This window comes from Actinoallomurus bryophytorum (assembly GCF_006716425.1).
GTDB classification, from domain to species: domain Bacteria; phylum Actinomycetota; class Actinomycetes; order Streptosporangiales; family Streptosporangiaceae; genus Actinoallomurus; species Actinoallomurus bryophytorum.
In genome coordinates, this window is record NZ_VFOZ01000001.1 from 3,209,397 (window position 1) to 3,229,214 (window position 19,818).

The 19,818-nt window shown below is 71.1% G+C and carries 19 protein-coding genes; 6 read left to right on the forward strand and 13 right to left on the reverse strand.

Annotated features, from left to right (window positions below):
* Positions 1-124: 124 nt before the first annotated feature.
* Positions 125-1,072, reverse strand: a complete 948-nt coding sequence (locus FB559_RS14890) for a GlxA family transcriptional regulator (protein ID WP_141956171.1) — start codon at positions 1,070-1,072, stop codon at positions 125-127.
* 112 nt (positions 1,073-1,184) lie between these two features.
* Positions 1,185-2,186, reverse strand: a complete 1,002-nt coding sequence (locus FB559_RS14895) for a helix-turn-helix transcriptional regulator (RefSeq protein ID WP_141956172.1) — start codon at positions 2,184-2,186, stop codon at positions 1,185-1,187.
* Positions 2,187-2,249: 63 nt separating this feature from the next.
* Here FB559_RS14895 and FB559_RS14900 point away from each other — a divergent pair, with 63 nt between their 5' ends.
* Positions 2,250-2,678 carry a VOC family protein gene (locus FB559_RS14900; protein ID WP_141956173.1) on the forward strand — a complete coding sequence of 143 codons (429 nt, stop codon included), beginning with the start codon at positions 2,250-2,252 and terminating at the stop codon, positions 2,676-2,678.
* 20 nt (positions 2,679-2,698) lie between these two features.
* Here the strand turns inward: FB559_RS14900 and FB559_RS14905 are convergent, their stop codons facing one another.
* The 3 genes from FB559_RS14905 to FB559_RS14915 all read right to left on the reverse strand — a co-directional run bounded on the left by FB559_RS14905 (position 2,699) and on the right by FB559_RS14915 (position 5,204).
* On the reverse strand, positions 2,699-3,559 hold the full coding sequence (locus FB559_RS14905; RefSeq protein ID WP_141956174.1) for an alpha/beta fold hydrolase: 861 nt from the start codon (positions 3,557-3,559) through the stop codon (positions 2,699-2,701).
* The gene (locus FB559_RS14910; RefSeq protein ID WP_141956175.1) at positions 3,556-4,488 is read right to left on the reverse strand and encodes an alpha/beta hydrolase; all 933 of its coding nucleotides are present in this window, start codon (positions 4,486-4,488) and stop codon (positions 3,556-3,558) included. Before FB559_RS14910 ends, FB559_RS14905 begins: the two co-directional genes overlap by 4 nt.
* A gap of 89 nt (positions 4,489-4,577) precedes the next feature.
* Positions 4,578-5,204: a TetR/AcrR family transcriptional regulator gene (locus FB559_RS14915; protein WP_141956176.1), complete on the reverse strand. Its 627-nt coding sequence runs from the start codon at positions 5,202-5,204 to the stop codon at positions 4,578-4,580.
* Between the two features lie 87 nt (positions 5,205-5,291).
* On the opposite strand from FB559_RS14915, the gene FB559_RS14920 reads away from it, so the two are divergent.
* The gene (locus FB559_RS14920; RefSeq protein WP_141956177.1) at positions 5,292-5,939 is read left to right on the forward strand and encodes a hypothetical protein; all 648 of its coding nucleotides are present in this window, start codon (positions 5,292-5,294) and stop codon (positions 5,937-5,939) included.
* Positions 5,940-6,071: 132 nt separating this feature from the next.
* Positions 6,072-7,535, forward strand: a complete 1,464-nt coding sequence (locus FB559_RS45525; RefSeq protein ID WP_141956178.1) for a membrane-associated oxidoreductase — start codon at positions 6,072-6,074, stop codon at positions 7,533-7,535.
* Positions 7,536-7,594: 59 nt separating this feature from the next.
* Here FB559_RS45525 and FB559_RS14930 read toward each other — a convergent pair whose 3' ends face one another.
* The 7 genes from FB559_RS14930 to FB559_RS14960 all read right to left on the reverse strand — a co-directional run bounded on the left by FB559_RS14930 (position 7,595) and on the right by FB559_RS14960 (position 15,702).
* Entirely contained in the window at positions 7,595-7,966 is a 372-nt protein-coding gene (locus FB559_RS14930; protein WP_141956179.1) for a type II toxin-antitoxin system PemK/MazF family toxin, read from the reverse strand.
* Positions 7,963-8,631 carry a type II toxin-antitoxin system antitoxin SocA domain-containing protein gene (locus tag FB559_RS14935; RefSeq protein WP_185792213.1) on the reverse strand — a complete coding sequence of 223 codons (669 nt, stop codon included), beginning with the start codon at positions 8,629-8,631 and terminating at the stop codon, positions 7,963-7,965. The genes FB559_RS14930 and FB559_RS14935 overlap by 4 nt, the downstream gene beginning before the upstream one ends.
* Before the next feature lie 392 nt (positions 8,632-9,023).
* Entirely contained in the window at positions 9,024-9,485 is a 462-nt protein-coding gene (locus tag FB559_RS14940; protein ID WP_141956181.1) for a VOC family protein, read from the reverse strand.
* A 29-nt stretch (positions 9,486-9,514) separates the two neighbouring features.
* Complete coding sequence (locus FB559_RS14945) at positions 9,515-12,400, reverse strand: AAA family ATPase (protein WP_141956182.1); 2,886 nt, start codon at positions 12,398-12,400, stop codon at positions 9,515-9,517.
* A gap of 134 nt (positions 12,401-12,534) precedes the next feature.
* Positions 12,535-13,929: a UDP-N-acetylmuramoyl-tripeptide--D-alanyl-D-alanine ligase gene (locus FB559_RS14950; RefSeq protein ID WP_141956183.1), complete on the reverse strand. Its 1,395-nt coding sequence runs from the start codon at positions 13,927-13,929 to the stop codon at positions 12,535-12,537.
* Positions 13,926-15,035, reverse strand: a complete 1,110-nt coding sequence (locus FB559_RS14955) for a D-alanine--D-alanine ligase family protein (protein ID WP_141956184.1) — start codon at positions 15,033-15,035, stop codon at positions 13,926-13,928. Before FB559_RS14955 ends, FB559_RS14950 begins: the two co-directional genes overlap by 4 nt.
* Entirely contained in the window at positions 15,028-15,702 is a 675-nt protein-coding gene (locus tag FB559_RS14960; protein ID WP_141956185.1) for a M15 family metallopeptidase, read from the reverse strand. Before FB559_RS14960 ends, FB559_RS14955 begins: the two co-directional genes overlap by 8 nt.
* 181 nt (positions 15,703-15,883) lie before the next feature.
* On the opposite strand from FB559_RS14960, the gene alr reads away from it, so the two are divergent.
* Positions 15,884-17,038, forward strand: coding sequence for an alanine racemase (gene alr / locus FB559_RS14965; RefSeq protein WP_141956186.1), 1,155 nt, complete (start codon positions 15,884-15,886; stop codon positions 17,036-17,038).
* Positions 17,039-17,045: 7 nt separating this feature from the next.
* On the opposite strand, the gene FB559_RS14970 is transcribed toward alr, so the two are convergent.
* Entirely contained in the window at positions 17,046-18,251 is a 1,206-nt protein-coding gene (locus FB559_RS14970; protein ID WP_141956187.1) for a UDP-N-acetylglucosamine--N-acetylmuramyl-(pentapeptide) pyrophosphoryl-undecaprenol N-acetylglucosamine transferase, read from the reverse strand.
* Between the two features lie 221 nt (positions 18,252-18,472).
* Here FB559_RS14970 and FB559_RS14975 point away from each other — a divergent pair, with 221 nt between their 5' ends.
* Positions 18,473-18,931: a nuclear transport factor 2 family protein gene (locus FB559_RS14975; RefSeq protein ID WP_141956188.1), complete on the forward strand. Its 459-nt coding sequence runs from the start codon at positions 18,473-18,475 to the stop codon at positions 18,929-18,931.
* Positions 18,932-18,971: 40 nt separating this feature from the next.
* Positions 18,972-19,727 carry a GNAT family N-acetyltransferase gene (locus FB559_RS14980; protein WP_141956189.1) on the forward strand — a complete coding sequence of 252 codons (756 nt, stop codon included), beginning with the start codon at positions 18,972-18,974 and terminating at the stop codon, positions 19,725-19,727.
* Positions 19,728-19,818 lie beyond the last annotated feature (91 nt).

Here is a 19,818-nt window from a genome sequence, read left to right on the forward strand (position 1 = left end):
TTTCGTTTCGCCTCTCATGGTCGGCATTCGGATAGCAAAGCCGACAGTGGCCTGAACGACAACGTACGCAAGGATCCCGCCAGGACTTTCGCCACCGCCCGCAAGGATCCCGCCATTCCCGAGGTCAGGCCGAGAAGGTGTGCCGGTACTCCGTCGGGGAGGTGCCGAGAATGCGGTGGAAGTGCAGCCGCAGGTTCGCGCCGGTGCCGAGCCCGACCCGGTCGGCGATCTCCTCTACGCCCAGCTCGGTGCGTTCGAGCAGCTCGCGCGCCAGGTCCACCCGCGCACGGAGCACCCACTGCATCGGCGTGTAGCCGGTGTCCTGCACGAACCGCCGCGAGAAGGTGCGCGCCGACACCCGTGCGTTGCGGGCCAGCGCATCGAGGGTCAGCGGTTCGGCGAGGTGCGCCAGGGCCCACTCACGCGTGCTCGCGAACAGGTCGCCGAGCGGCTCGGGCACACTTCGCGGCACGTACTGCGCCTGCCCTCCGCTGCGATAGGGCGCCGCCACGAGCCGTCGCGCCACGTGGTTGGACTGCCCGACGCCGTGGTCGCGTCGCACCAGGTGCAGGCACAGGTCGATGCCGGACGCCGCGCCCGCCGACGTGAGCACGTCGCCCTCGTCCACGAACAGCACGTTCTCGTCCACCCGCACGAGCGGATGCCGCGCGGCCAGAGCCCGCGTGTAGTGCCAGTGGGTGGTGGCCCGCTTGCCGTCGAGCAGACCGGTCGCCGCCAGCGCGAACGCCCCGGTCGAGATGGCCGCGAGCCGGGTCCCACGCTCGTGGGCGGCCATGAGCGCGCCGACGACCGCCGCCGGTGGTTCCGTCGTCGCCGGCTCTCGATAGCCGGGGATGAAGATGGTGTCGGCGTGCTTCAGGGCGTCGAGGCCCTCGGCCACGTGGTACGAGAGGCCGTCGCCGCCGGTCACCAGCCCCGGTGCGGCGCCGCACACCCGTACCTCGTACGGCATGGTCGGCCGGCTGCCGAACACCTGCGCGGGGATGCCGACGTCGAGCGGCTTCGCGCCCTCGAGCACGAGCACGGCGACGTGGTGGTTCTCCCGGCTCATCGGCCCCCCTCCTCCGGCTCCCCCACGATCCAACCAGGCCGTGACGTGTATGACACCTACCGCAAGCATCCTGCCACCGACCCGCGGGCGCCGCAGGTCGGGAGGCTTGGTACTACGCCCCCCTGGCCGCGTACCGTGCGAGACGTCGCGCCAGGTCGTCCACGAGCTCGCGCAGTTCGTCCGGCCGCTCGATCACGAACGGGCGGTCCAGCGCGGCGAGCAAGGGCGCGATCCACTCCAGCCGCTCGGCGCGGATCCGGACGCGGAACCATCGCTCCGTCGGATCGTCCTCCGGCTGTGCGGGCGTCGGCCGGATTTCCTCGACGGTCGCGATTCCTTCGGGGAACCGCGACCGGATGCGGTCGAGGCTCGCCTGAACGCGGAGCGCGACGTCGTGCGACCACGGGGTCTGTGCGAGTCCGGTCAGCACATGGGCGGCGGCGTCGAAGTCCTCGGGCTGGTCGAAGGAGCCGGACAGCGCACGCAGGTGTTCGATCCGATCGACCCGGAACGTCCGCACCTCCCCGCTGTCCGAATCCGCGCCGGTGACGTACCACCGGCCGGAGTGGGCGACGAGGCCGTACGGGTGAACGACCCGCCGGCTGTGTCTGCCGTCGCGGGCGCTGTAACGCATCTCGACCGGGTGCCGGTCCCAAGCGGCCTCGGCGAGAGTCAGCAGGACGCGCCCGCCGGGGCCGGTGACGCCATCGTCGGCCGGCCCGGTGAACCGCACCGTCGCCTGGAGCGCGTCCAGCCGCCGAGCGAGCGGCCGGGGCAGCACGCGACGGAGCTTGGCGGTGGCGGTGTCGGCGGCCGCGAGTGACGTCGCGGCGAGCCCGGCCCGTTGCGCGGTCATCAGGCCGAGGAGTGTGGCCAGTGCTTCGTCGTCGGTCAGCATGAGCGGGGGCATCCGGTATCCGCCAGCGAGCCGGTACCCCCCGTGCCGCCCTCGCACCGACTCGACGGGCACGTCGAGGTCGATCAGATGGTCGACGTATCGCCGGACCGTGCGCGCGTCCACGCCCAGCCGCTCGGAGAGGCTCGCCAGGGTGTGGACGCCACCGGCCTGGAGGATCTCCAGGAGTGCGAGCACGCGAGCGGTAGGACGACTCATACCGACAAGATTGCCGTAAATACTGGACGGGTTCTGTCCACTATCCGTCCTACAGTCTGCGACATGACCACTCAGAACCCGCAGGGACCTGCCGTTCACTTCGCCTCGATCCGCATCGTCACCGACGACGTCGAGCGAATGGCGACGTTCTACGAGAAGGCCACGGGCCGCACGGCGAAGCGATCCACGGACGACTTCGCCGAGATCATCACACCGGCGGGGACGATCGCCCTCGCGAGTGCCCGCACGGTGCGGGGGCTCGGTGCGCAGGCGCCCCGGCCGGCGGCCAACCAGAGCGTGATCATCGAGTTCCGCGTCGACGATGTCGACCGTGAGTACGAGGCCCTGCAGCAGTACGACATCGCGTTCGTGAACGAACCCACCACACAGCCGTGGGGAAACCGGTCGCTGCTGTTCAGGGACCCGGACGGCAACCTGGTCAACTTCTTCACACCCGTCACCGCGGAGGCCCTCGCGCGATACGAGCAATAGGAGGTTCCGGGGCTGATCCCTCAGGAGGTCCGGTCTGACCGCGCGGACCCACGGGTGAACTCCCGTGTGACCTCGGCGAGCCTCGCCGGCTGGTCCAGGGGGATCAGGGTGTGGCTGTCGTCGATCTCGACCAGCCGCCCGTACGGGAGGAGTTCGCTGAGACGCCGGCCGTGGTCGGGTGGCATCACGCGGTCCCCGCTCGCCCAGACCACGAGGGCGGGACGGTCGAAGCCCGGCAGGTGTTCGGCCGCCGCGAGCAGAAGATCGGTGTCGGCCCCTGCGGCCCGGAGCATCCGTACGGTGTCGCGGCGGATCTCCGGCCGGCTCAGGACCGGCTTCATCCACCGGGCGGTGGCGGCGTCCCCGCGTTTGGTCAGCCGGCCGAAGGCGATCGGGAGTCGCCGGACCATCCGCAGCCGCATCTGCTGCATGAACAGCCCGAACATCCGGGGCGAGAGCCTGCCGGCGAGCATGAGCGTCCTACCGGTCAGCCCCGGCGGGAAGTTGTCGAACGCCTCGCAGGAGGCGAGGACGACCCGTCCCACACGCTCGGCACCCGAGCGCATGAGCAGTTGGACGAGCGCGCCGCCGGTGTCATTGCCGACGAGGGTGACGTCGCGCAGGTCGAGGCGCTCGAGGAACTCCGCGACCAGCCGTGCCACTCCGGGCAGAGACAGGTCGGCGTCGGCGTTCATCGCGTGGGCGTGGGCGCCGAGCGGCAGCGTCGGCGCCACGCACCGGTGGTCGGCGGACAGTTCGGCGACCGGTCCGTCCCACAGCGAGACGTCCATCATCAACCCGTGCAACAGCACGATCGCGGGACCCTCGCCGCCGGTGTCCCGGTAGTCGATCGTCCCGGCGGAGAGCTCGATCTGTCTCATGCTCGCGGCACCTGGACGGCGGTACGGTCCGCCTGTTCGAGCAGATGCCGCCGCAGGAAGGACAGCTCGGCCTCGACGGCCCGCTCGTGTCCGCCCAGGAACGGCTCGTAGTGCCCACCCGGCATCCGGACGAGCTCTCCGCGGGGGGCGCGTCTCGCCGCGGCGGCGGCCGGCCCGGCGAGCGCCGTCTGGTCCTGGTCGCAGACGAGGACGAGCAGCGGGCACCGTACGCGGGGCGCGTCGCGGCCGGGGCGGTAGGACCCGATGCCGAACGTGGAGCGGGCGGCGATCGCCTGCAGCCACTCCGGATACCGGTTGCCCGGGTTGAGCGCCCGGTCGGCGTCGACGGAGTCCGGTGTGGTGACGAGCGCGACGGTCCCCGGCTTCCCGTCGAGCGGGACCAGGAGTGGCCCGCGGCCAAGGAGACCGCCGAGCGCGTCGAGGACGCCCGTACCGGTGAGGCGCAGCATCGCGGCCGGCCGCTGGTGGCGCATGGCGTTGCGTGCCGCGGCCGGACCGTCGGCGTTCGGCACCTGCGCGATCGCCGCCGCCAGCCGCGGAGTTCGGGCCGCGACCCCGAAGATGTGACCGCCCGACAGCGAGAAGCCCCAGATCGCGAGCTTGGCCGGGTCGACCCCCGGCAGGGCCGCGGCGCAGGCGATCGCCGCCTGCCAGTCGGCGAGTTGCTCCTTGATGCGTACGACCTGGCGCGGCCGCCCGCCGCTCTCCCCGAGGTGCCGGTAGTCGAAGGCGAGTACCGCGAACCCGGCGTCGTTGAAGCGCCCGGCGAACGCGTCGGTGCCCGGCTCCTTGGTCACCCCGCCACCGCCGGCCATGATCACGCAGGCACCGTTGGTCCCCGGGTAGTGCCAGGCGGCGCACTCGGTCTCGCCGCTGACGAATCGCACCTTTTCCCGCTTCATGGACATGCCGACCTCCACGAGAGTCCGTCTTCTCCATGAAGTGAACCACGTGGTTCACATGGCGTCGACAGGCCCCCCGCTGTGGGCGATGGCGGCTACTCGTCAGCGGCTTCTTCGCGCTCCAGCGCGCGGGCCAGCGCCTCGAATCCGGCGGCGATCCCCGCGGTGTCGCCGCTGGTACGCGCGTCCACCAGGAAACCCCGCAGCACCGCGAGGATCATCTCGGCGACCTCCAGCTTGCGCCGGTCGGACCAGCGCTCCGGGCATATGGACAGCAGCGAGGGCAGGTACTGCTGAGACGCACCCCGCCCGAGTTCCGCGTAACGGCCGGGGTCGTACATCGCCAGGCCGATGGCCTGGTCGAGCACCCGGGCCTCCTCGCCGACGAGGACGGGCCACACCGCGCGTACCCAGGCCGCCAACGTCAGACGGCCCGCGGCTCCGACGGCGGTGGCCAGCGCCTTGTCGATCCGCCTGTCCCGCAGTCGAAAGATCGCCTGCTTGAGCAGGTCGTCGGCACTGTCGAAGTGGTACAGCAGCACCTTGTGCGTGGTGCCCGCCGCCCGCGCGGCACGCCGGAGGGAGAAGTCCACCAGCCCGTTGACCGCGAGGTCCTCGGTGACCCGCTCCAGCAACTCCCGCCGCCTGGCCTCGCCACGCGGCGAGCCCGCCGATCGCCGGTAGCCCGCTCGCGGTGTCTCGTCGCCTTCAGAGGTGTTCACCTCGGCGACCTCCTCGGTGAATGCACGGGCCGACACTAACGGGGGACCCCGCGTGTCACGGAACGCGGACATCACGCGGACGGCGCGATGACACCCGATCGCGACCTTGGCATGCGTGACGTCGACAAGCGTTCTGAGCACACGGACACCCGCCTCCCACGGCCGGCGAAGCCGCGTTCCGTGCCCGCGGCATGGTCGCTGTTCCTCGGCTGGTCGGCGCAGGTCGCCATCCGGCTGTTCCTGGGACACGGGCGGGGTGCGCCTGCGGCCTTCCCCGACGAGGGCGGCTATCTGCTCGCGGCGCGGTGGCTGGCCGGCGGACCGGCCGCGGATCTGTCCGGGAGCACGTTCTACCAGGGCGGATACCCGTTACTGATCGCCCCGGTGTTCTGGGTGGCCCATGATCCGCGTACCTGCTTCCGGCTCGTGGTCGGCATCAACGCGCTCGCCGGGGCGGGTGTCTTCCCGCTGGGCTACGCCGCACTCCGCCGCCTGCGGGTCGGCCGCGCCCAGGCGTACGCGCTCGCCTTCGCGGTGGCGCTGCTGCCGGCGGCCGTCGTCTTCGGCGGGCTCGCGCTCACCGACGCGGTCCTTCCCACGGTCGTCCTGGCCTGGCTGCTGGCGCTGCACGCGTTCCTGCGGAGCCGTGAGGTCCGCCCGGCCATCGTCACGGGCTCGGCCGCGAGCCTGGCCGCCTCGTACGCGTACGCCACGCACGCACGCGGCGCGCGGTGATCCTCGTGGTCCATCTCGCCGCAACCGCGTCCAGATCGGGCCGTCGGACTGTTCGTCCTACCGCGACCTCACAACGCAGTAGCGCACCCCGCCGATTGACAAGGCGACGGCGGGCACGAGAAGGTCCGGCCGATGGAGATCGCCGACCTGACGCCTGCCGAACGCCTTATGTGGCAGGCGTTCCCGCGCAGTGAGGCCGTGGACTTTCGCCAGGCCGACGACGATCCCGAGCGCGGTGACGCGTGGGGCGCCGAGCGTACGGTCCGGGCCGAGGTCGTACGGGCGCTGCTGCTCGGCGGCCTCTCCGAGGATGGGGAGATAGCGGCGCTCCGGCTTTCGGGCGTGCGGATCTCCGGTCTGCTCAACCTGCAGTACGCGACCGTCGACTGCGCCATCCGGCTGTGGGCCTGCCACTTCGAGCAGACCCCGATCCTGTACGGCGCGAAAGTGCGGCAGCTCAACCTCAGCGAGTCCTTTCTCCCGGCCCTCAACGCGGCGACGATCCGGGTCGACGGCGTACTCCGGCTCACCGACTGCCGCATTCCCGGCGAGGTACGACTCGGCGGCGCGGAGATCTCCGGTGCGCTGTTCCTCGACCGGGCGCACCTGGGCCGGGACGGCGGCGGTGAGGATCCGATCCTGCAGCTCAACCAGGCCGTGATCAACGACGACCTGTGGGCGCCGGGGCTGGTGGCCCACGGCGAGGTCCGGCTGAGCGGAGCACGGGTCAGCGGAGCGGTGAACCTCGACGACGCCCGCCTCAGCGCCCCGGACGGTACGGCCCTGCAGGCCGAGGCGTTCACCGTCGGGTCCAACCTCAGCGCGCGGCGGCTCCGCACGGACGGCAGGGTGAACCTGCGCGGGTCGAAGTTCCCCGGACAGATCGACCTCACCGGCGCACATCTGTCCAGCCCCGGCGGGGTGGCGCTGCGCGCCAGCAGCTGCACCATCGGCGAGCTCTGGCTGCGCGACGCCGACCCGATCGACGGCCTGGTGAACCTCCGCCGCTCCCAGCTCGACCTCATCCACGCGGCGCCCGAGGTGTGGCCGGGCCCCGTACGGATCGACGGACTCACCTATGGTTCCCTCGCCCCGGCCCTGCCCGCCGCACGGCGGCTGGAACTCCTCGAACGCGACGAGGACGGCTACGTGCCGCACGCCTACGAACAGCTCGCGGCCGCGTACCGGCGAATCGGTGACGATGCCGGGGCCCGTACGGTCCAGCTCGCCAAGCAGCGCCGCCACCGGGGAACGCTGTCCTGGTACGCCCGGATCTGGGGCTACGTCCAGGACGCCACCGTCGGCTACGGCTTCCGGCCGGCGCGCGCCATGGCCTGGCTCCTGGCCCTCCTGCTCGTCGGCACGGCGGCCTACAGCCTGCACCACCCGCAACCGGTCGACCCGGGCAGGACACCGGACTTCCACTCGGCGATCTACACACTGGACCTGCTGCTGCCGATCATCGACTTCGGCCAGGAGAAGGCCTTCACCCCCCACGGCGGCTACCAGTGGCTCGCCTACCTGCTGATCGCGGCAGGCTGGGTCCTGGCCACCACGGTCGTCGCCGGCATCACCCGCGCCGTCAACCGCCAGTAGGACGCCCCTCGGCGACGATCACGCTCTCCTTCCGATGGCGCTCGGGGTTCAGAACGGCCTCAGTCCACCAACCCCATGTAGGCGAGCAGACCGCTGTCGATCATCTCCATCACGGCAGGTGGTATTTCCCCGAGATAGTCGCCAAGAGCCTTCTTTTCGATCGGCTGCGGCATCACCGTTCGCGCCCAGCACTTCGATGGCAGGTTCCCGACGCCGTACGCGAGCTTCACGCAGAACTCCGTGGCTCGCGTGCCGGACGAGGAGGTCGGTACGACCAGTACGTGCGGCCACTCAGGCGACGCGTTCTTGGCGTCACCGCTGATGACGATGACCGGCCGCCGATTGTGGAATGCGCGCTGCGGATTGGGGGGTAACGACAGAGTCTCGTCGGAGACCCAGAAGACGCCACCCCGTCGGATGGCGAGGGTCACCGGTCACCAAGCTCCGTTACGTTGACGTGGCCGCGCAGCTCGGCGAGGTCCCGCATCTCGGCCAGAAGCTCGTCTCCGATGCCCGCGTCGTCCGTCTGTTTCGGGGCGACCGCGCGATGGCGACGGTGACGCTCCAGCAGTTCCCTGATCTGCCGGACGCGACGGGCCCGACTCAGGTCCAGCAGGACGTTCCGGTCTCCGGCGGCCTCGGCCTCCACCATGGGCGGAGTTTGGTAGGACAGCTTCCTGAGGACCGAGGCACTCTTGGCGCCGTGCAGGGAGACCACCCGGCGGATGATGCGCATCGACTCAGCGGGAAGGGGGTCGTCGATATCGAACGCCAGGGCGAGGTGACACGAGCCGTACTCTTCGACACGGGTCTGGTCGTCGCGATCGACGATCTCCATCTCGACGACGGTGTTCTCGGCCCGTTTGAGCGCATGGTCGTAAGGCCCGAAATTATCCCAGCGCCAGGTCGCGCCGGTGAACGCGGTGCCGCCACTCTCGACCGCGGCAAGGTCCGCGAAATAGAGCAGCTTAACTAACTTTGTGCGATTGATCTCGTGGCTGCATTCTCGTGCGGCCTTGAGAACGGCCAGCACTGAACCGAGCAGCGGTTGAAGAGGTTGAGGCAGCTCCACTGGCTTAGCAGTGATCGAGCTCACCACCTCTCCGATCCCCCTGACCCGCATAGAACTTGCACCTTCAAGATAGCCTCCGTGCTTGCCGACCCGAAGCCGGTTCCAGTAACCGCCCGTAACCGTACGTTTCGCCTGTGCCGCCTCATACCTACCCCTACCTTGGCATCGGCTACAGGGGGTGGCCGGACTCGGTCTTTGAGCAAACCCGACTATTTCTTATGCGTCCGCGCGAAGTTTTCTTGAGCCGCCACCCGCTGACGTGCGCACATGACAGGCACGTGTGAGTTTGGTCGGTCCACATACGAGCCTTCTCTCGATTTCAGAAGTCCCGCAAATTTCCTCTTTTATGAACACCACTTACGCCCATTATGTTTGTGGCGGTAAATGAGCCGTGCCGCGCCCGCCTCGATGGAACATCAGGGCGTCGGCGGCCGGGGCTCCGTCAGGTCGGCGATGGCTCTCGCGGCCGTGCCGCAGATCCGGAGGTCGCGCTCGGGCGAGCCGTACGTGCTGAGCTCGATGAGGTTCTGGTCCGGGTCACGGACGTACACGCTGGTGATCGCGCCGGTGGCTCCGGTGCGTTCGACCGGGCCCTCTTCGATCGGCACGCCGTGCCGGCCGAGCTCGGCGATGACCAGGTCGAGCGGGGTGTCCGTGATCAGGCACAGGTCGGCGCTGCCCGGTGTCGCGCGGGCCGCCTTGGGCTCGTACTCCCGGCCTGCCGGGTGAAGGTTGATCTTGCTGGTGCCGAACGTCAGAGCGCGGCGGCCGTCGCCGAAGGTGACGGCCTCCATGCCCAGGACCCGTGTGTAGAAATCGGTCGTCGCGTCGAGGTCGGCGACGGTCAGAACCAGGTGGTCCAGCCGGTCGATGCGCATGAGGCATCCTCTTTCCGCGAAGACAGGGCTCAGGAGGACAGGGCGGCGGCGAGCTCGGCCCGGCCGTTGATGCCGAGCTTGCGATAGGCGCTGGTGAGGTACTGCTCGACAGTGCGCTGGGTGAGCACCATCTCGTCGGCGATCTGGCGGTTGGTGGCGCCCGTGACGGCGCGTTCGGCGGCGGCGCGTTCCTGGGCCGTCAGTGCGGTCACGCCGCTGATCCGGCCCAGGTCCGGCCGGCCACCGGCCCGTCGGATGTAGCGGGCCGCCCGCAGCGAGACGGGCCTGGCGTTGATCTCCCGGGCCAGCGCGAACCCGTCCTGAAGGTGCTGCTGTGCCTCCTCGGCCGCGCCGGCCTCCAGCTGGACCGTCCCGAGGTCCACCAGCGCCGCCGCGCGGTGCAGGTCCGCGTCCAGTCCGTTCAGTACCGACACCGCCTCGAGTGCCGGCTCCACGTCCAGGGTGACCACCCCGGTCGCGGCGAGGGCCGTGCTCAGGGCGCGGGGTCCGCCCCAGAGCCGGGCGAGACGGAGCTCCTCCTCCGCGAGGGGGGCCGCGGCCACCGTGTCGCCGAGCAGCGCGTGGCACCGCGCCGCCTGTGACCGCCACGCGAGACCCGCCGGGTTGTCGATGCCGAGCGCGCACAGAATCCGGCCTGACTCCAGAAAGCCCTGTAGTGCGTCCTTGTACTGGTTGCGGGCCATGCACAGCGAGGCCCTGGCGAAGGCGAACGCGGCGCTCGCCCAGGTCGGGCCCGCCTCGGCCGCCGGGCCGTGGTCCCGTACCAGCCGGTCGGCGCCGTCCAGATCACCGATGTCGGTCAGGAGCCACAGCATCCGCGCGGGCCCGGCCGACTGGGGAGTCTCCAGCGCCGAGTCGTACTCGGTCCTGGCCGCCTTCAGGTCGCCGCGGCCGTGGGCGAGGCGACCGCGGAGGCAGGCCGCGATGGCCGCGTCGCCCGCACCGCTCTGGCGATGCGTGAACCTGCCGTCGGTCTCGCAAAGAGCGCCGGCGAGGTGGTACTCCTCGGCGTCGACGAGCAGGCTGGCGGCCAGCCACCGCAGCTGGACGTCACGGGGTTTCCGCCGGTCGACGACCTCCAGCGCGGCCCGTACGCGGTGGACGCATCCGGCGCGGTCACGGCCGCGCCGGGTGTCGGACCATGCCTCGACGACACCGGCCAGCGCGGTCAGGCGGTCATCGCCGGCGACCCGCTCCCGCAGCCGGGGCAGGCGCCGGCCGAAGAACTCACCGCTGTCGGCGGAGGCCGCGTACGCCATGAAGAGCCCGAACTCCGCCTCGGCCACCAAATCCCGGCGCTCCGGTGGCAACGCGGCACATGCCTCGTCGACCAGCTCCAGGGCAGGTTCGAGCGAGCGTCCGGCGGTGGCGTCACCGTAGGCCAGGTCGACCCCGATCCGGACCCGGAGCGACGGCTCCGTGGCCAGGTCGAGGGCTTCGAGCAGCGTGTTCTGTGCGCCGTCGACGCCCGCGCCGAGCTCGATCGCGCCGATGTCGGCCAGCAGTCCCGCGCGGGCGGCGGGCGGCATCGGCTCGCGCAGCGCCCGGCGCAGGTATCCGGCGGCCGACTGCGCCATGCCACGGGCCAGGGCGGACTCGGCGGCGGCGCGGAGCGCGTCCAGCACCCACGGCTCGCCGGACCTGTCGACGGCCATGATGTGCGGCATGGCCCGCTCGGGTTCGGCGTAGTGGTCGCGGACCACCCGCGCGGCGCGCAGCCGTTGCGAGGTCCGGAGGCCCGCGGAGATCCCGGAGTTCACCACCGCGCGGGTCAGCGAATGGACATAGCGCAGTGGCGAGGTGTCGGACAGGATGTCGAGCCTGATCAGCCGGTCGACCGCCTTCGCGGCGGTGTCCACGTCCAGGCCCGCGAGCTCGGCGACCATCAGGAGCTCACTGTCGTCGCCGAGGACCGCCACCGCCCGTGCGACGGCCAGTGCCTCCGGTCCTGCCCGCTTGATCCAGGGGAGTACACGCCCGGCCACGGCGGTGCGGCCCATGCTCTCGATCAACGCAGCCGACTCGTCCACCGGGGGTACGGATCGCGCCGCCAGCGCCGTCAGCAGCTCGGCCAGCAACGCTCCGTTGCCACCGGTGGCCCGACGGCATCCCGCGGCGAAGGCCTCGTCCGGTCGCGCCTCCAGGGCGTCGGTGATCCATTGGCCCACCGCGGTCTCGTGCAGGCCGTGCAGCGTCCGCCGCTCACAGGAGGTGATCAGCTCATCGACCAGGAGCCGGTCTTCGCTCATCTCCCCCGGGGATCCGGCGACCACGACGGCGAGCGGAAGGTTCGCGCTGCGATGGGCGAGATAGGCGAGCCACCGCAGCGACAGGGCGTCGCACCACTGCAGGTCGTCCACCGTGATGAGGACCGGAGCGCCCGCGTCAAAATCGAAGAGGTGGGCCGAGGCCAGCTCGAACAGGTCGAAGGGCGAGAAGTCCTCATTGGGCACCGAGCCGCCGAGCAGCGCGGGAACCGACCGTCCGTCCTGCGGGGCCGGCGACCCGGCCAGCACCTGCCGCAGCACGCCGAAGTCGTTGGCCGCCTCCAGGATCGAGGCCCGGCCCGTCACCACGGTCCATCCGCGCCGCCGGGCGTCCGACCGTACCTTGGCCAGAAGGGCGCTCCGGCCCGTTCCCGCCGCCCCTTCGAGGGACAGCAACCGGGATCCGCCGCGGCCGACGGCGTCCAGCACGGACGTGAGCGCCGCGAGCTCCGGCTCCCTGCCGTACAGCCGCCTGGCGAGCCGACCGCCCGGTCCGTCATCGGGGTCCAGGTCGCGCGGCCATCCGAGGTGCTCGGTACGCATCGCGCCTCGCGACGCGTCGCGGGCGTTCGTAAGCTGTGCGCGACCCCGCATCGCCGTCACCACCCCGTACCGGCGTCTGTCCACGATCGCTCCCCCTGCTCGTCCTCCCGGCGATCGCGGTGATCGGAAGGGTCAGGTCCCGGCCGACTCGCCCATAGCTCACATCTGCGGATTCGCAGGAGCATACAGGGAGGACCTCGGGGGCGGTCCGTCCGGGCTCAGGTCAGCGGGTTGTTCAGCGCCGCTGCCACGGCCGACAGGCCGGGTCCGGATGAGGCCTTGACCAGCACGAGGTCGCCCGGTCGCAGCAACCCCTGGACCAGGTCGGTCGCCTCCTGCCGGTCCGGTACCGCATGCACCTCCGGTACGCCGGCGGCACGTGCGGCCGCGGCCAGGGCGACGGGTCCCTCCTTGGTCCCCACCACCACGAGCACCGGGATTCCGAGCTCGACGACGAGGGCGCCGATGCCCTCGTGCTCGCGGACCGTCCCGTCGACCAGACCGGTCATCTCGCCCAGCACGGCGACCGCCCGGCGGCCCGCCGCCATCGCGGCCAGGGTGTGCAGTCCGGCCCGCATGGACATGGGGTTGGCGTTGTAGGCGTCGTCGATGATCGTGACGCCGTCGGCCCGCTCGACCTTCTCGAACCGGCGCCGTGACCGCGAGACCGCGGAACTCAGGACCTCGGCGATACGGTCGGTCGCGATCCCCAGGACGCCGGCGACGGTCGCGGCGGCCACCGCGTTGGCGACCTGGTGCTCGCCCGGCAGCGTCAGCCGGACCGGGGCCGAACCGGCCGGGGTGTACAGCGTGAACGAAGCGCGCCCTTCGGCGTCGATCGCGACGTCGCGGGCCTGGACGACGGTCCCCTCGGCGTTGCCGTAGTAGATCACCTCGGCGAGGGTCTTGCGCGCCATCGCGGCGACGCGCTCGTCGTCCGCGTTGAGCAGGGCGAACCCGCCCCGCGACGCCGGCGGCAGAGCCTCCACCAGCTCGGCCTTCACCTCGGCGAGCTTGTCGATCCCGCCGCCGACCGTGTCCAGGTGCGAGGGGCCCACGCAGAGCACCAGGCCCAGTTGCGGCCGCGCCACCCGTGCGAGGTGGGCGATGTCCCCCGGGTAACCGGCGCCCATCTCCAGCAGGAGATACCGGGTCTGCCTGTCGGCTCTCAGGACCGTCAGCGGCAGGCCGATCTCGTTGTTGTACGAGCCGGCCGTGGCGACGGTCGGCCCGTCGCTCTCCAGGATCTGGGCGAGCAGGTCCTTGGTCGTGGTCTTGCCGACGGAGCCGGTGAGGCCGATCACGATGGGTTCCAGCCGGCCACGGACGAACGAGGCGAGTGCGGTCAGCGCGGCCACCACGTCGTCGACGACGACGCAGGGGCCTTCGACGGGCCGGGAGCCCAGCACCGCGACCGCACCGGCGGCGTACACCTGCGGGGCGAAGTCGTGCCCGTCGCTGCGCTCCCCGACGATGGCCACGAACAGCGCACCGTCGGCGGCCTCGCGGGAGTCGATGACCACGGGGCCCTCGATGGTGGGTCCGGGCGCGGCGGTCCCGTGCATCGTGCCGCCGACGACCCGTGCGATCTCTTCCAGAGTCAGCGGGATCATGCGGTGGCCCTTCGGCTCTTGCGCTCGTACCGGGCGAAGGCGAGGTCGAGGAGGCGGACCAGGATCTCCTCGTAGGAGACCCCGCTCGCCGCCCAGGCCCGCGCGTACAGCGAACGGGCGGTGAAGCCGGGCATCGTGTTGATCTCGCCGACGTACAGCTCCTGCGCGCCCTCGTCGTAGAAGAAGTCGACCCGTGCCAGCCCGTAGCCGCCGACGGCGTGGAAGGCGAGGAGGGACAGCTCACGTACGCGCTCGGTGACGGCAGGCGGCAGCTCGGCGGGGCAGGTGGTCACGTCCGCCGTGCTGAGGTACTTCTGCTCGTAGTCCGACCAGCCGCCGGACTTGAACTCCGACGGCAGCGAGGCCGCCGGCTCCTCGGAGTCGCCGAGGACGGCCACCTGCAGCTCGCGGGCGGTGATCCCCTGCTCGACCAGGACGACCTCGTCGTAGCGGAAGGCGTCCTCGACCGCCCGGACCAGCTCGCCGGCATCGGTGACCCGTGCGATGCCGATGGAGGAACCCATGTTGGACGGCTTCACGAACAGGGGCCAGCGAAGATCACCGACCAGCTTCGCCGGATCGTCGTGTTCGCGCCAGCGCCGTTCGGTGAACCAGACGCCGGGGGTGACCGGAACGCCCTCGGCGGCGAACGCGCGCCTCATCGCGACCTTGTCCATGCTCACCGACGAGGCGAGCACCCCGCATCCGGCGTACGGCACGTCCAGAGCCTCCAGGAACCCCTGGAGCACCCCGTCCTCGCCGTACGGCCCGTGCATGGCCGGGAAGACGACGTCGATCTGGGCCAGCGGCGCGTCCGGGGCGTCCGGCGAGATGAGCAGGCCGCCACGCCGCAGCTCGACCTCGGTCCCCTCGACGACGAACCCGTCCTTGATGGCCGGGCCGCTGCTCTCCCGCGCGACGTGCTCCCGCACCGTCTCGGGCGGGACCAGCACCCAGCGCCCGTCCTTGGCGACTCCGATGACGACCGGGGTGTACAGGTCAGGCCGGAGCCCGCGTACGACGGACAGGGCCGACGCGGCCGACACGTCGCCTTCCGCGGACGGTCCGCCGAAGACGACGCCTACACGGATCGGTTGCTCAGGCATGTCCCGCCGTCTCCTGGATCAAGGTGATCGCGTCATGCAGCGCGGCCGGCGCGCCCGTTTGGAGCGCCCAGTACCTGTCGCCGTAGGACCAGTGCCACCACTCAGTGGGGTAGTTCACGAGGCCCGCGGCAATGAGGACCTTGCTCAGCAGCTCTCGGTTACGTTGTGCGTCGGCGGGGATCCCGGGCGCCTCGGTGTAGCAGGCACCGCCGCTCTCCTCGGGCGTGGCGTTGACCTCGGTGCCCATCGCGAGCTCGGTCCCGTCCGGGTCGCACAGCGTCAGATCCACGGCGGCCCCTGCCACGTGCGGCGCGACGTTCAAGGGCGCGACGTACCGGCTGGCCTGCTCTTTCACCCATGACTGCGGCTGCTCGGGGTTGTGCCGGGCCAGCTCTTCGGAGTAGTCGCCGAAGTAACGGCGCTGGAGCGCGGGCGGCCGATAGGCCTCGACGACGAGAAGCCGGAGGCCGTCGGGAAGAAGGCTCTGCGCCTCCAGGAGCCGCGTCGCGACGGTCGCGCGCACATGGGCGTACGCCCCGAGTGGATCGGCGAGCCGGTCGTCGAGCATGAGCTCGGCGTGACTCCTCAGGTCGACGAAGGACTCGCCCGTGTCCGCCACCGGGATGCCGGCCACGCGGGCGTCCGACATCAGGGTGATCTCCGTCAACGTCTCCACTCGCCTCTCTGAACAGGCCGGTTTCGGCGTCACCCTAGACGGAGGCGCGCCACGGGTATACCGGGCATTTCGGGGGTGCACACCGGGCAATCCGGATCACCACACCCGGCGATTTTCGCCTAAGACCTGTACATGACATAACCGGCACTAGAACGCGGCCACTCTGAACCGCATGGACTCGCTGATCCGCCACCCGGACGCGGCCCGAATCGCCCAGGGCACGCACGCACGCATCGACCTGGCGGCGATCTCCGCCAACACCGCGACGATGGTGTCCAACGCCGGCGGCACGCCGGTCATGGCGGTCGTGAAGTCCAACGCGTACGGCCATGGCCTCGTACCCTCGGCCCGCGCGGCGCTCGCGGGTGGAGCGAGCCGGTTCGGCGTGGCCGTGATCGAAGAGGCTCTGACGTTGCGCCGCGCGGGCATCACCGAGCCGATCCTGGCCTGGCTCCCCATCCACCAGGCCGACTACGACGCCGCGATCATGGCCGACGTCGAACTCGGCGTCGAGGCGCCCTGGCGGCTTGCGGCGATCGCCGAGGCGGCCGAGCGGACCGGACGCCGCGCCCGGATCCATCTCGAGATCGACACCGGCATGTCCCGTGGCGGATCGACCGGCGACGACTGGGCGATGCTGGTCGAATCGGCACGCGACACCCTGGCCGGCGGCCACATCACGGTGACCGGGATCTTCTCCCACTTCGCCTGCTCGGACACGCCCGGAGACCCGTCCATCGCCTTGCAGCTCAAGGCCTTCGCCGAGGCCGTGGCGTACGCGGAGGCGTCCGGCGTACAGCCGGAACTACGGCACGTGTCCAACACGGCGGCGGTGCTCACACTGCCGGAGGCCCGCTATGACCTGGTGCGCTCCGGGCTGGCGTTGTACGGCCTCAACGAGGTCGAGGCCCTCGGCGACGCCGGGCTCCGGCCCGCCATGACGCTGCGCTCCAGGGTCAACGTGGTCAAGCGGATCTCCGCCGGCACCGGGGTCATGTACGGCCTCACGTACCGGGCCCCGACGGACACGACGGTCGCCGTCATCCCCATCGGCTACGCCGACGGGCTGCTCCGCAACTCCAGCAAGGCCGGCGTCGAGCTCCTGGTCGGGGGCCGCCGCCATCCGATCGTCGGGGTGGTCGGAATGGAACAGACCGTGCTGGACGTGGGACAGGACCTTCCCAGCCCCAACGACGAGGTGGTGGTGTTCGGCCCGGGTGACGACGGCGAGCTGACCGTCTCGGAGTTCGCCCACCTGCTCGGCACCGTACCCGCCGAGATCGTCGCCCGGATCCCCGCCTCGCTGCCGCGGATCTACGAACCCTGACGCACGCTCATCGCGCGTTCGTGGCGCAGAGCGCGAGCATCTCGTTGGTCAGGGCGATGGCGGCCTGCGGGTGCCCCATGCCGCGCGCGATCGCGACCATCTCGGCGCGCCGTGCCGGGTCGGCGAGGAGCGCGAAGAGCTCTTCGGCCAGGCGCGCCGGAGTGGCGTCCTCGCCGATCAGCACGCGGGCGGCGCCGCGTTCGGCGAGGTGTTTGGCGTTGCGGACCTGCTCGTCCCCGCCGGTGGGGATGAGCGGGATGAGCACCGAGGGCTTGCCCACGACCGTCAGCTCGCTGATGGTGCCGCCACCGCTCCGCGCGATGACGACGTCGGCGAGAGCCAGCAGGTCGGGGAGCTCGGGACCGATGAAGCCGCGCACGAGGTAGCGCGACCGCAGCTCGGGGTGCAGCGTCTCGGCCAGGGCCAGCGCCTCCCCCTCCATCTGCTTGCCCGCCTGGTGGAAGACGTTGGCGCGCTGCAGCAGGTCGGGCAGGATCGCGCCGACCAGCTGGTTGACCTGCCGTGCGCCGAGCGAACCGCCGGTGACATAGACCGTCGGCAGCGACGGGTTGTAACCCGTCCAGCCGAGCTTGCCCGGCGCCGCGGCGGCGTCACCCTCCCGCAGTCCGGGACGGATCGGGTTGCCGGTCACCACCGCGCGTTCGCGCAGGCGCTCCGGGAGGAGGTCGAGAGCCGGCTCGGCGCTGAGCGCGATGCGCGTGGCGCCGCGCATGGTGATCCGGTTGGCGAGGCCCACGCGTACGGTCTGCTCGTGGACGAGCAGGGGCCGATGGCAGACGCGCGCGGCAAGGCCGACGGGGACCGAGACGTAGCCGCCGGTGCACAGCACGGCGTCGGGCCGGATGTTGCGGACCACGCCGATCGCCTCGGTGACGCCGGCCGGAACCTTGCCCGCGTCGCGGATGTTGGCCGCCGACAGCATGGCCAGGGGGTTGCGGGCCCGCCGGAGCTTGCCGGTGGGGATCGCGGTGAACGGCACGCCCTCGTCCGTGGCGATGCCGGCCTCGATGCCGGCGGCGCTGCCCACCCAGAAGGGCTGGAACTCGAGGCCGTGGGCTTCGAGGGCCGCACGGGCCGCACGGACGACCGTTACGGCCGGAAAGGTGTGGCCGCCGCTGCCACCGCCACTGACGATGAGCCGCACCGGGCTGCGGCGGTCGATCAGAGCTTGGGGAACGACGACTTGCACCATGCGGACTCCTGGCTGGGGAATGACCTGGTGGCCGGGGCCCGGGAAACCTCTGGCGGCGCGCCGACGCGAGCGGGTCAGGCGTGAGGTTCGCTTACGGCCGGGCAGCATTCTCTCATGCGGTGAGCGCCCGCAGGACCGCGCCGGAGAATGCCGTCCGCGCGACACTTGAAGATCCAGGTAGTCGGCCTTTCCCGCCGGCGATCACGAAGGAGCATCGAGACATGAACAGTCGTCCTCCGTTCCCGCCCTTCTCCTCGGAGACCGCGGCACAGAAGGTCCAGGCGGCCGAGGACGCCTGGAACACCCGCGATCCCGCCAAGGTGGCGCTCGCCTACACCGAGGACTCGGTCTGGCGTAACCGCGGCACGTTCCTCGAAGGCCGGGACGCCATCGTCGCCTTCCTCACCGCCAAGTGGGAGCGTGAGCTCGACTACGCCCTGCGCAAGGAGTTGTGGGCGTTCGAGGCGAACCGGATCGCGGTGCGCTTCCAGTACGAGTGTCACGACGCCGAGGGCCGGTGGTGGCGCAGCTACGGCAACGAGCTGTGGGAGTTCGACCAGCACGGGCTCATGCGCCGCCGCGAGGCGAGCATCAACGACGTGCCGATCGAAGAAGGGGACCGGCGCGTCTTCGGCACGCGTCCACAGGAGGAGCACGGGGTCCCGTTCCCGATCCGGTAACCGGTTGCGCCTTCGGTGAGCCTCTGGTCGGCTGACCGGCATGGATTCAGCAGCGGTGCTCGCCGCCTTCGACGATCAGGTACGGCGGCGTCCGGAGCCCGACCCGCCGGACGGGCAGGTCGAGGACGACGGTCACGTCGTACGCATGATCGGCCCGGTGAACACCGTCGTCTGGTCCGATCTGGACGGAACCGACGTGGACGCGGTCATCGCCGAACAGGTCCGGCGGTTCGCGGGACGGCCGTGGGAGTGGAAGTACTACTCCTACGACCGTCCCGTCGAGCTCCCGGAACGCCTGCTCGCCGCGGGACTGGCGCCCCAGCCGGACGAGGCGCTGCTCGTCGCCGACATCGCGGACCTCGAGATGGACGTGAAACCGCCTCCAGGCGTCGAGCTGCGGGCCGTCGAGGACGAGCGCGGCGTGGAGACCTTCGTGAAGGTGCACGAGGAGGTCTTCGGCGGGGACTACTCCGACCTGGGCGCGATCCTGCTGGCGACTCTCACGCGACGGCCGGACCGGGCCGCGGCCGTGATCGCCTGGGCCGACGGGACACCGGTCTCCGCCGCCCGCGTCGAGTTCCACCCCGGCACCGACTTCGCCGGCCTCTGGGGCGGCGGCACGGTCCCCGCCTGGCGAGGCCGTGGCGTGTTCCGCTCACTGGTCGCCTACCGGGCCGCGCTGGCCAGGGCCGCCGGCCACCGCTACCTCCAGGTCGACGCCCTCCCCGCCAGCCGCCCGATCCTGCTGCGCCTCGGCTTCACGGAGCTGGCCACCACGACGCCGTTCACGGCCTGACCGGACGCCGTACGGGACGAGGGCACGCGTGTACCCGCCGCCCTGGTGCGCCCCGCTGCTCGTCACGGCCCAGCGGCGCATCCCGATTCCG

Bases quoted from the DNA above. Each gene is read 5' to 3' on its own strand.
- FB559_RS14890 (WP_141956171.1), bottom strand. From the start codon at position 1,072: ATGAGCCGGGAGAACCACCACGTCGCCGTGCTCGTGCTCGAGGGCGCG.
- FB559_RS14895 (WP_141956172.1), bottom strand. From the start codon at position 2,186: ATGAGTCGTCCTACCGCTCGCGTGCTCGCACTCCTGGAGATCCTCCAG.
- FB559_RS14900 (WP_141956173.1), top strand. From the start codon at position 2,250: ATGACCACTCAGAACCCGCAGGGACCTGCCGTTCACTTCGCCTCGATC.
- FB559_RS14905 (WP_141956174.1), bottom strand. From the start codon at position 3,559: ATGAGACAGATCGAGCTCTCCGCCGGGACGATCGACTACCGGGACACC.
- FB559_RS14910 (WP_141956175.1), bottom strand. From the start codon at position 4,488: ATGTCCATGAAGCGGGAAAAGGTGCGATTCGTCAGCGGCGAGACCGAG.
- FB559_RS14920 (WP_141956177.1), top strand. From the start codon at position 5,292: ATGACACCCGATCGCGACCTTGGCATGCGTGACGTCGACAAGCGTTCT.
- FB559_RS45525 (WP_141956178.1), top strand. From the start codon at position 6,072: ATGGAGATCGCCGACCTGACGCCTGCCGAACGCCTTATGTGGCAGGCG.
- FB559_RS14940 (WP_141956181.1), bottom strand. From the start codon at position 9,485: ATGCGCATCGACCGGCTGGACCACCTGGTTCTGACCGTCGCCGACCTC.
- FB559_RS14950 (WP_141956183.1), bottom strand. From the start codon at position 13,929: ATGATCCCGCTGACTCTGGAAGAGATCGCACGGGTCGTCGGCGGCACG.
- FB559_RS14955 (WP_141956184.1), bottom strand. From the start codon at position 15,035: ATGCCTGAGCAACCGATCCGTGTAGGCGTCGTCTTCGGCGGACCGTCC.
- alr (WP_141956186.1), top strand. From the start codon at position 15,884: ATGGACTCGCTGATCCGCCACCCGGACGCGGCCCGAATCGCCCAGGGC.
- FB559_RS14970 (WP_141956187.1), bottom strand. From the start codon at position 18,251: ATGGTGCAAGTCGTCGTTCCCCAAGCTCTGATCGACCGCCGCAGCCCG.
- FB559_RS14975 (WP_141956188.1), top strand. From the start codon at position 18,473: ATGAACAGTCGTCCTCCGTTCCCGCCCTTCTCCTCGGAGACCGCGGCA.
- FB559_RS14980 (WP_141956189.1), top strand. From the start codon at position 18,972: ATGGATTCAGCAGCGGTGCTCGCCGCCTTCGACGATCAGGTACGGCGG.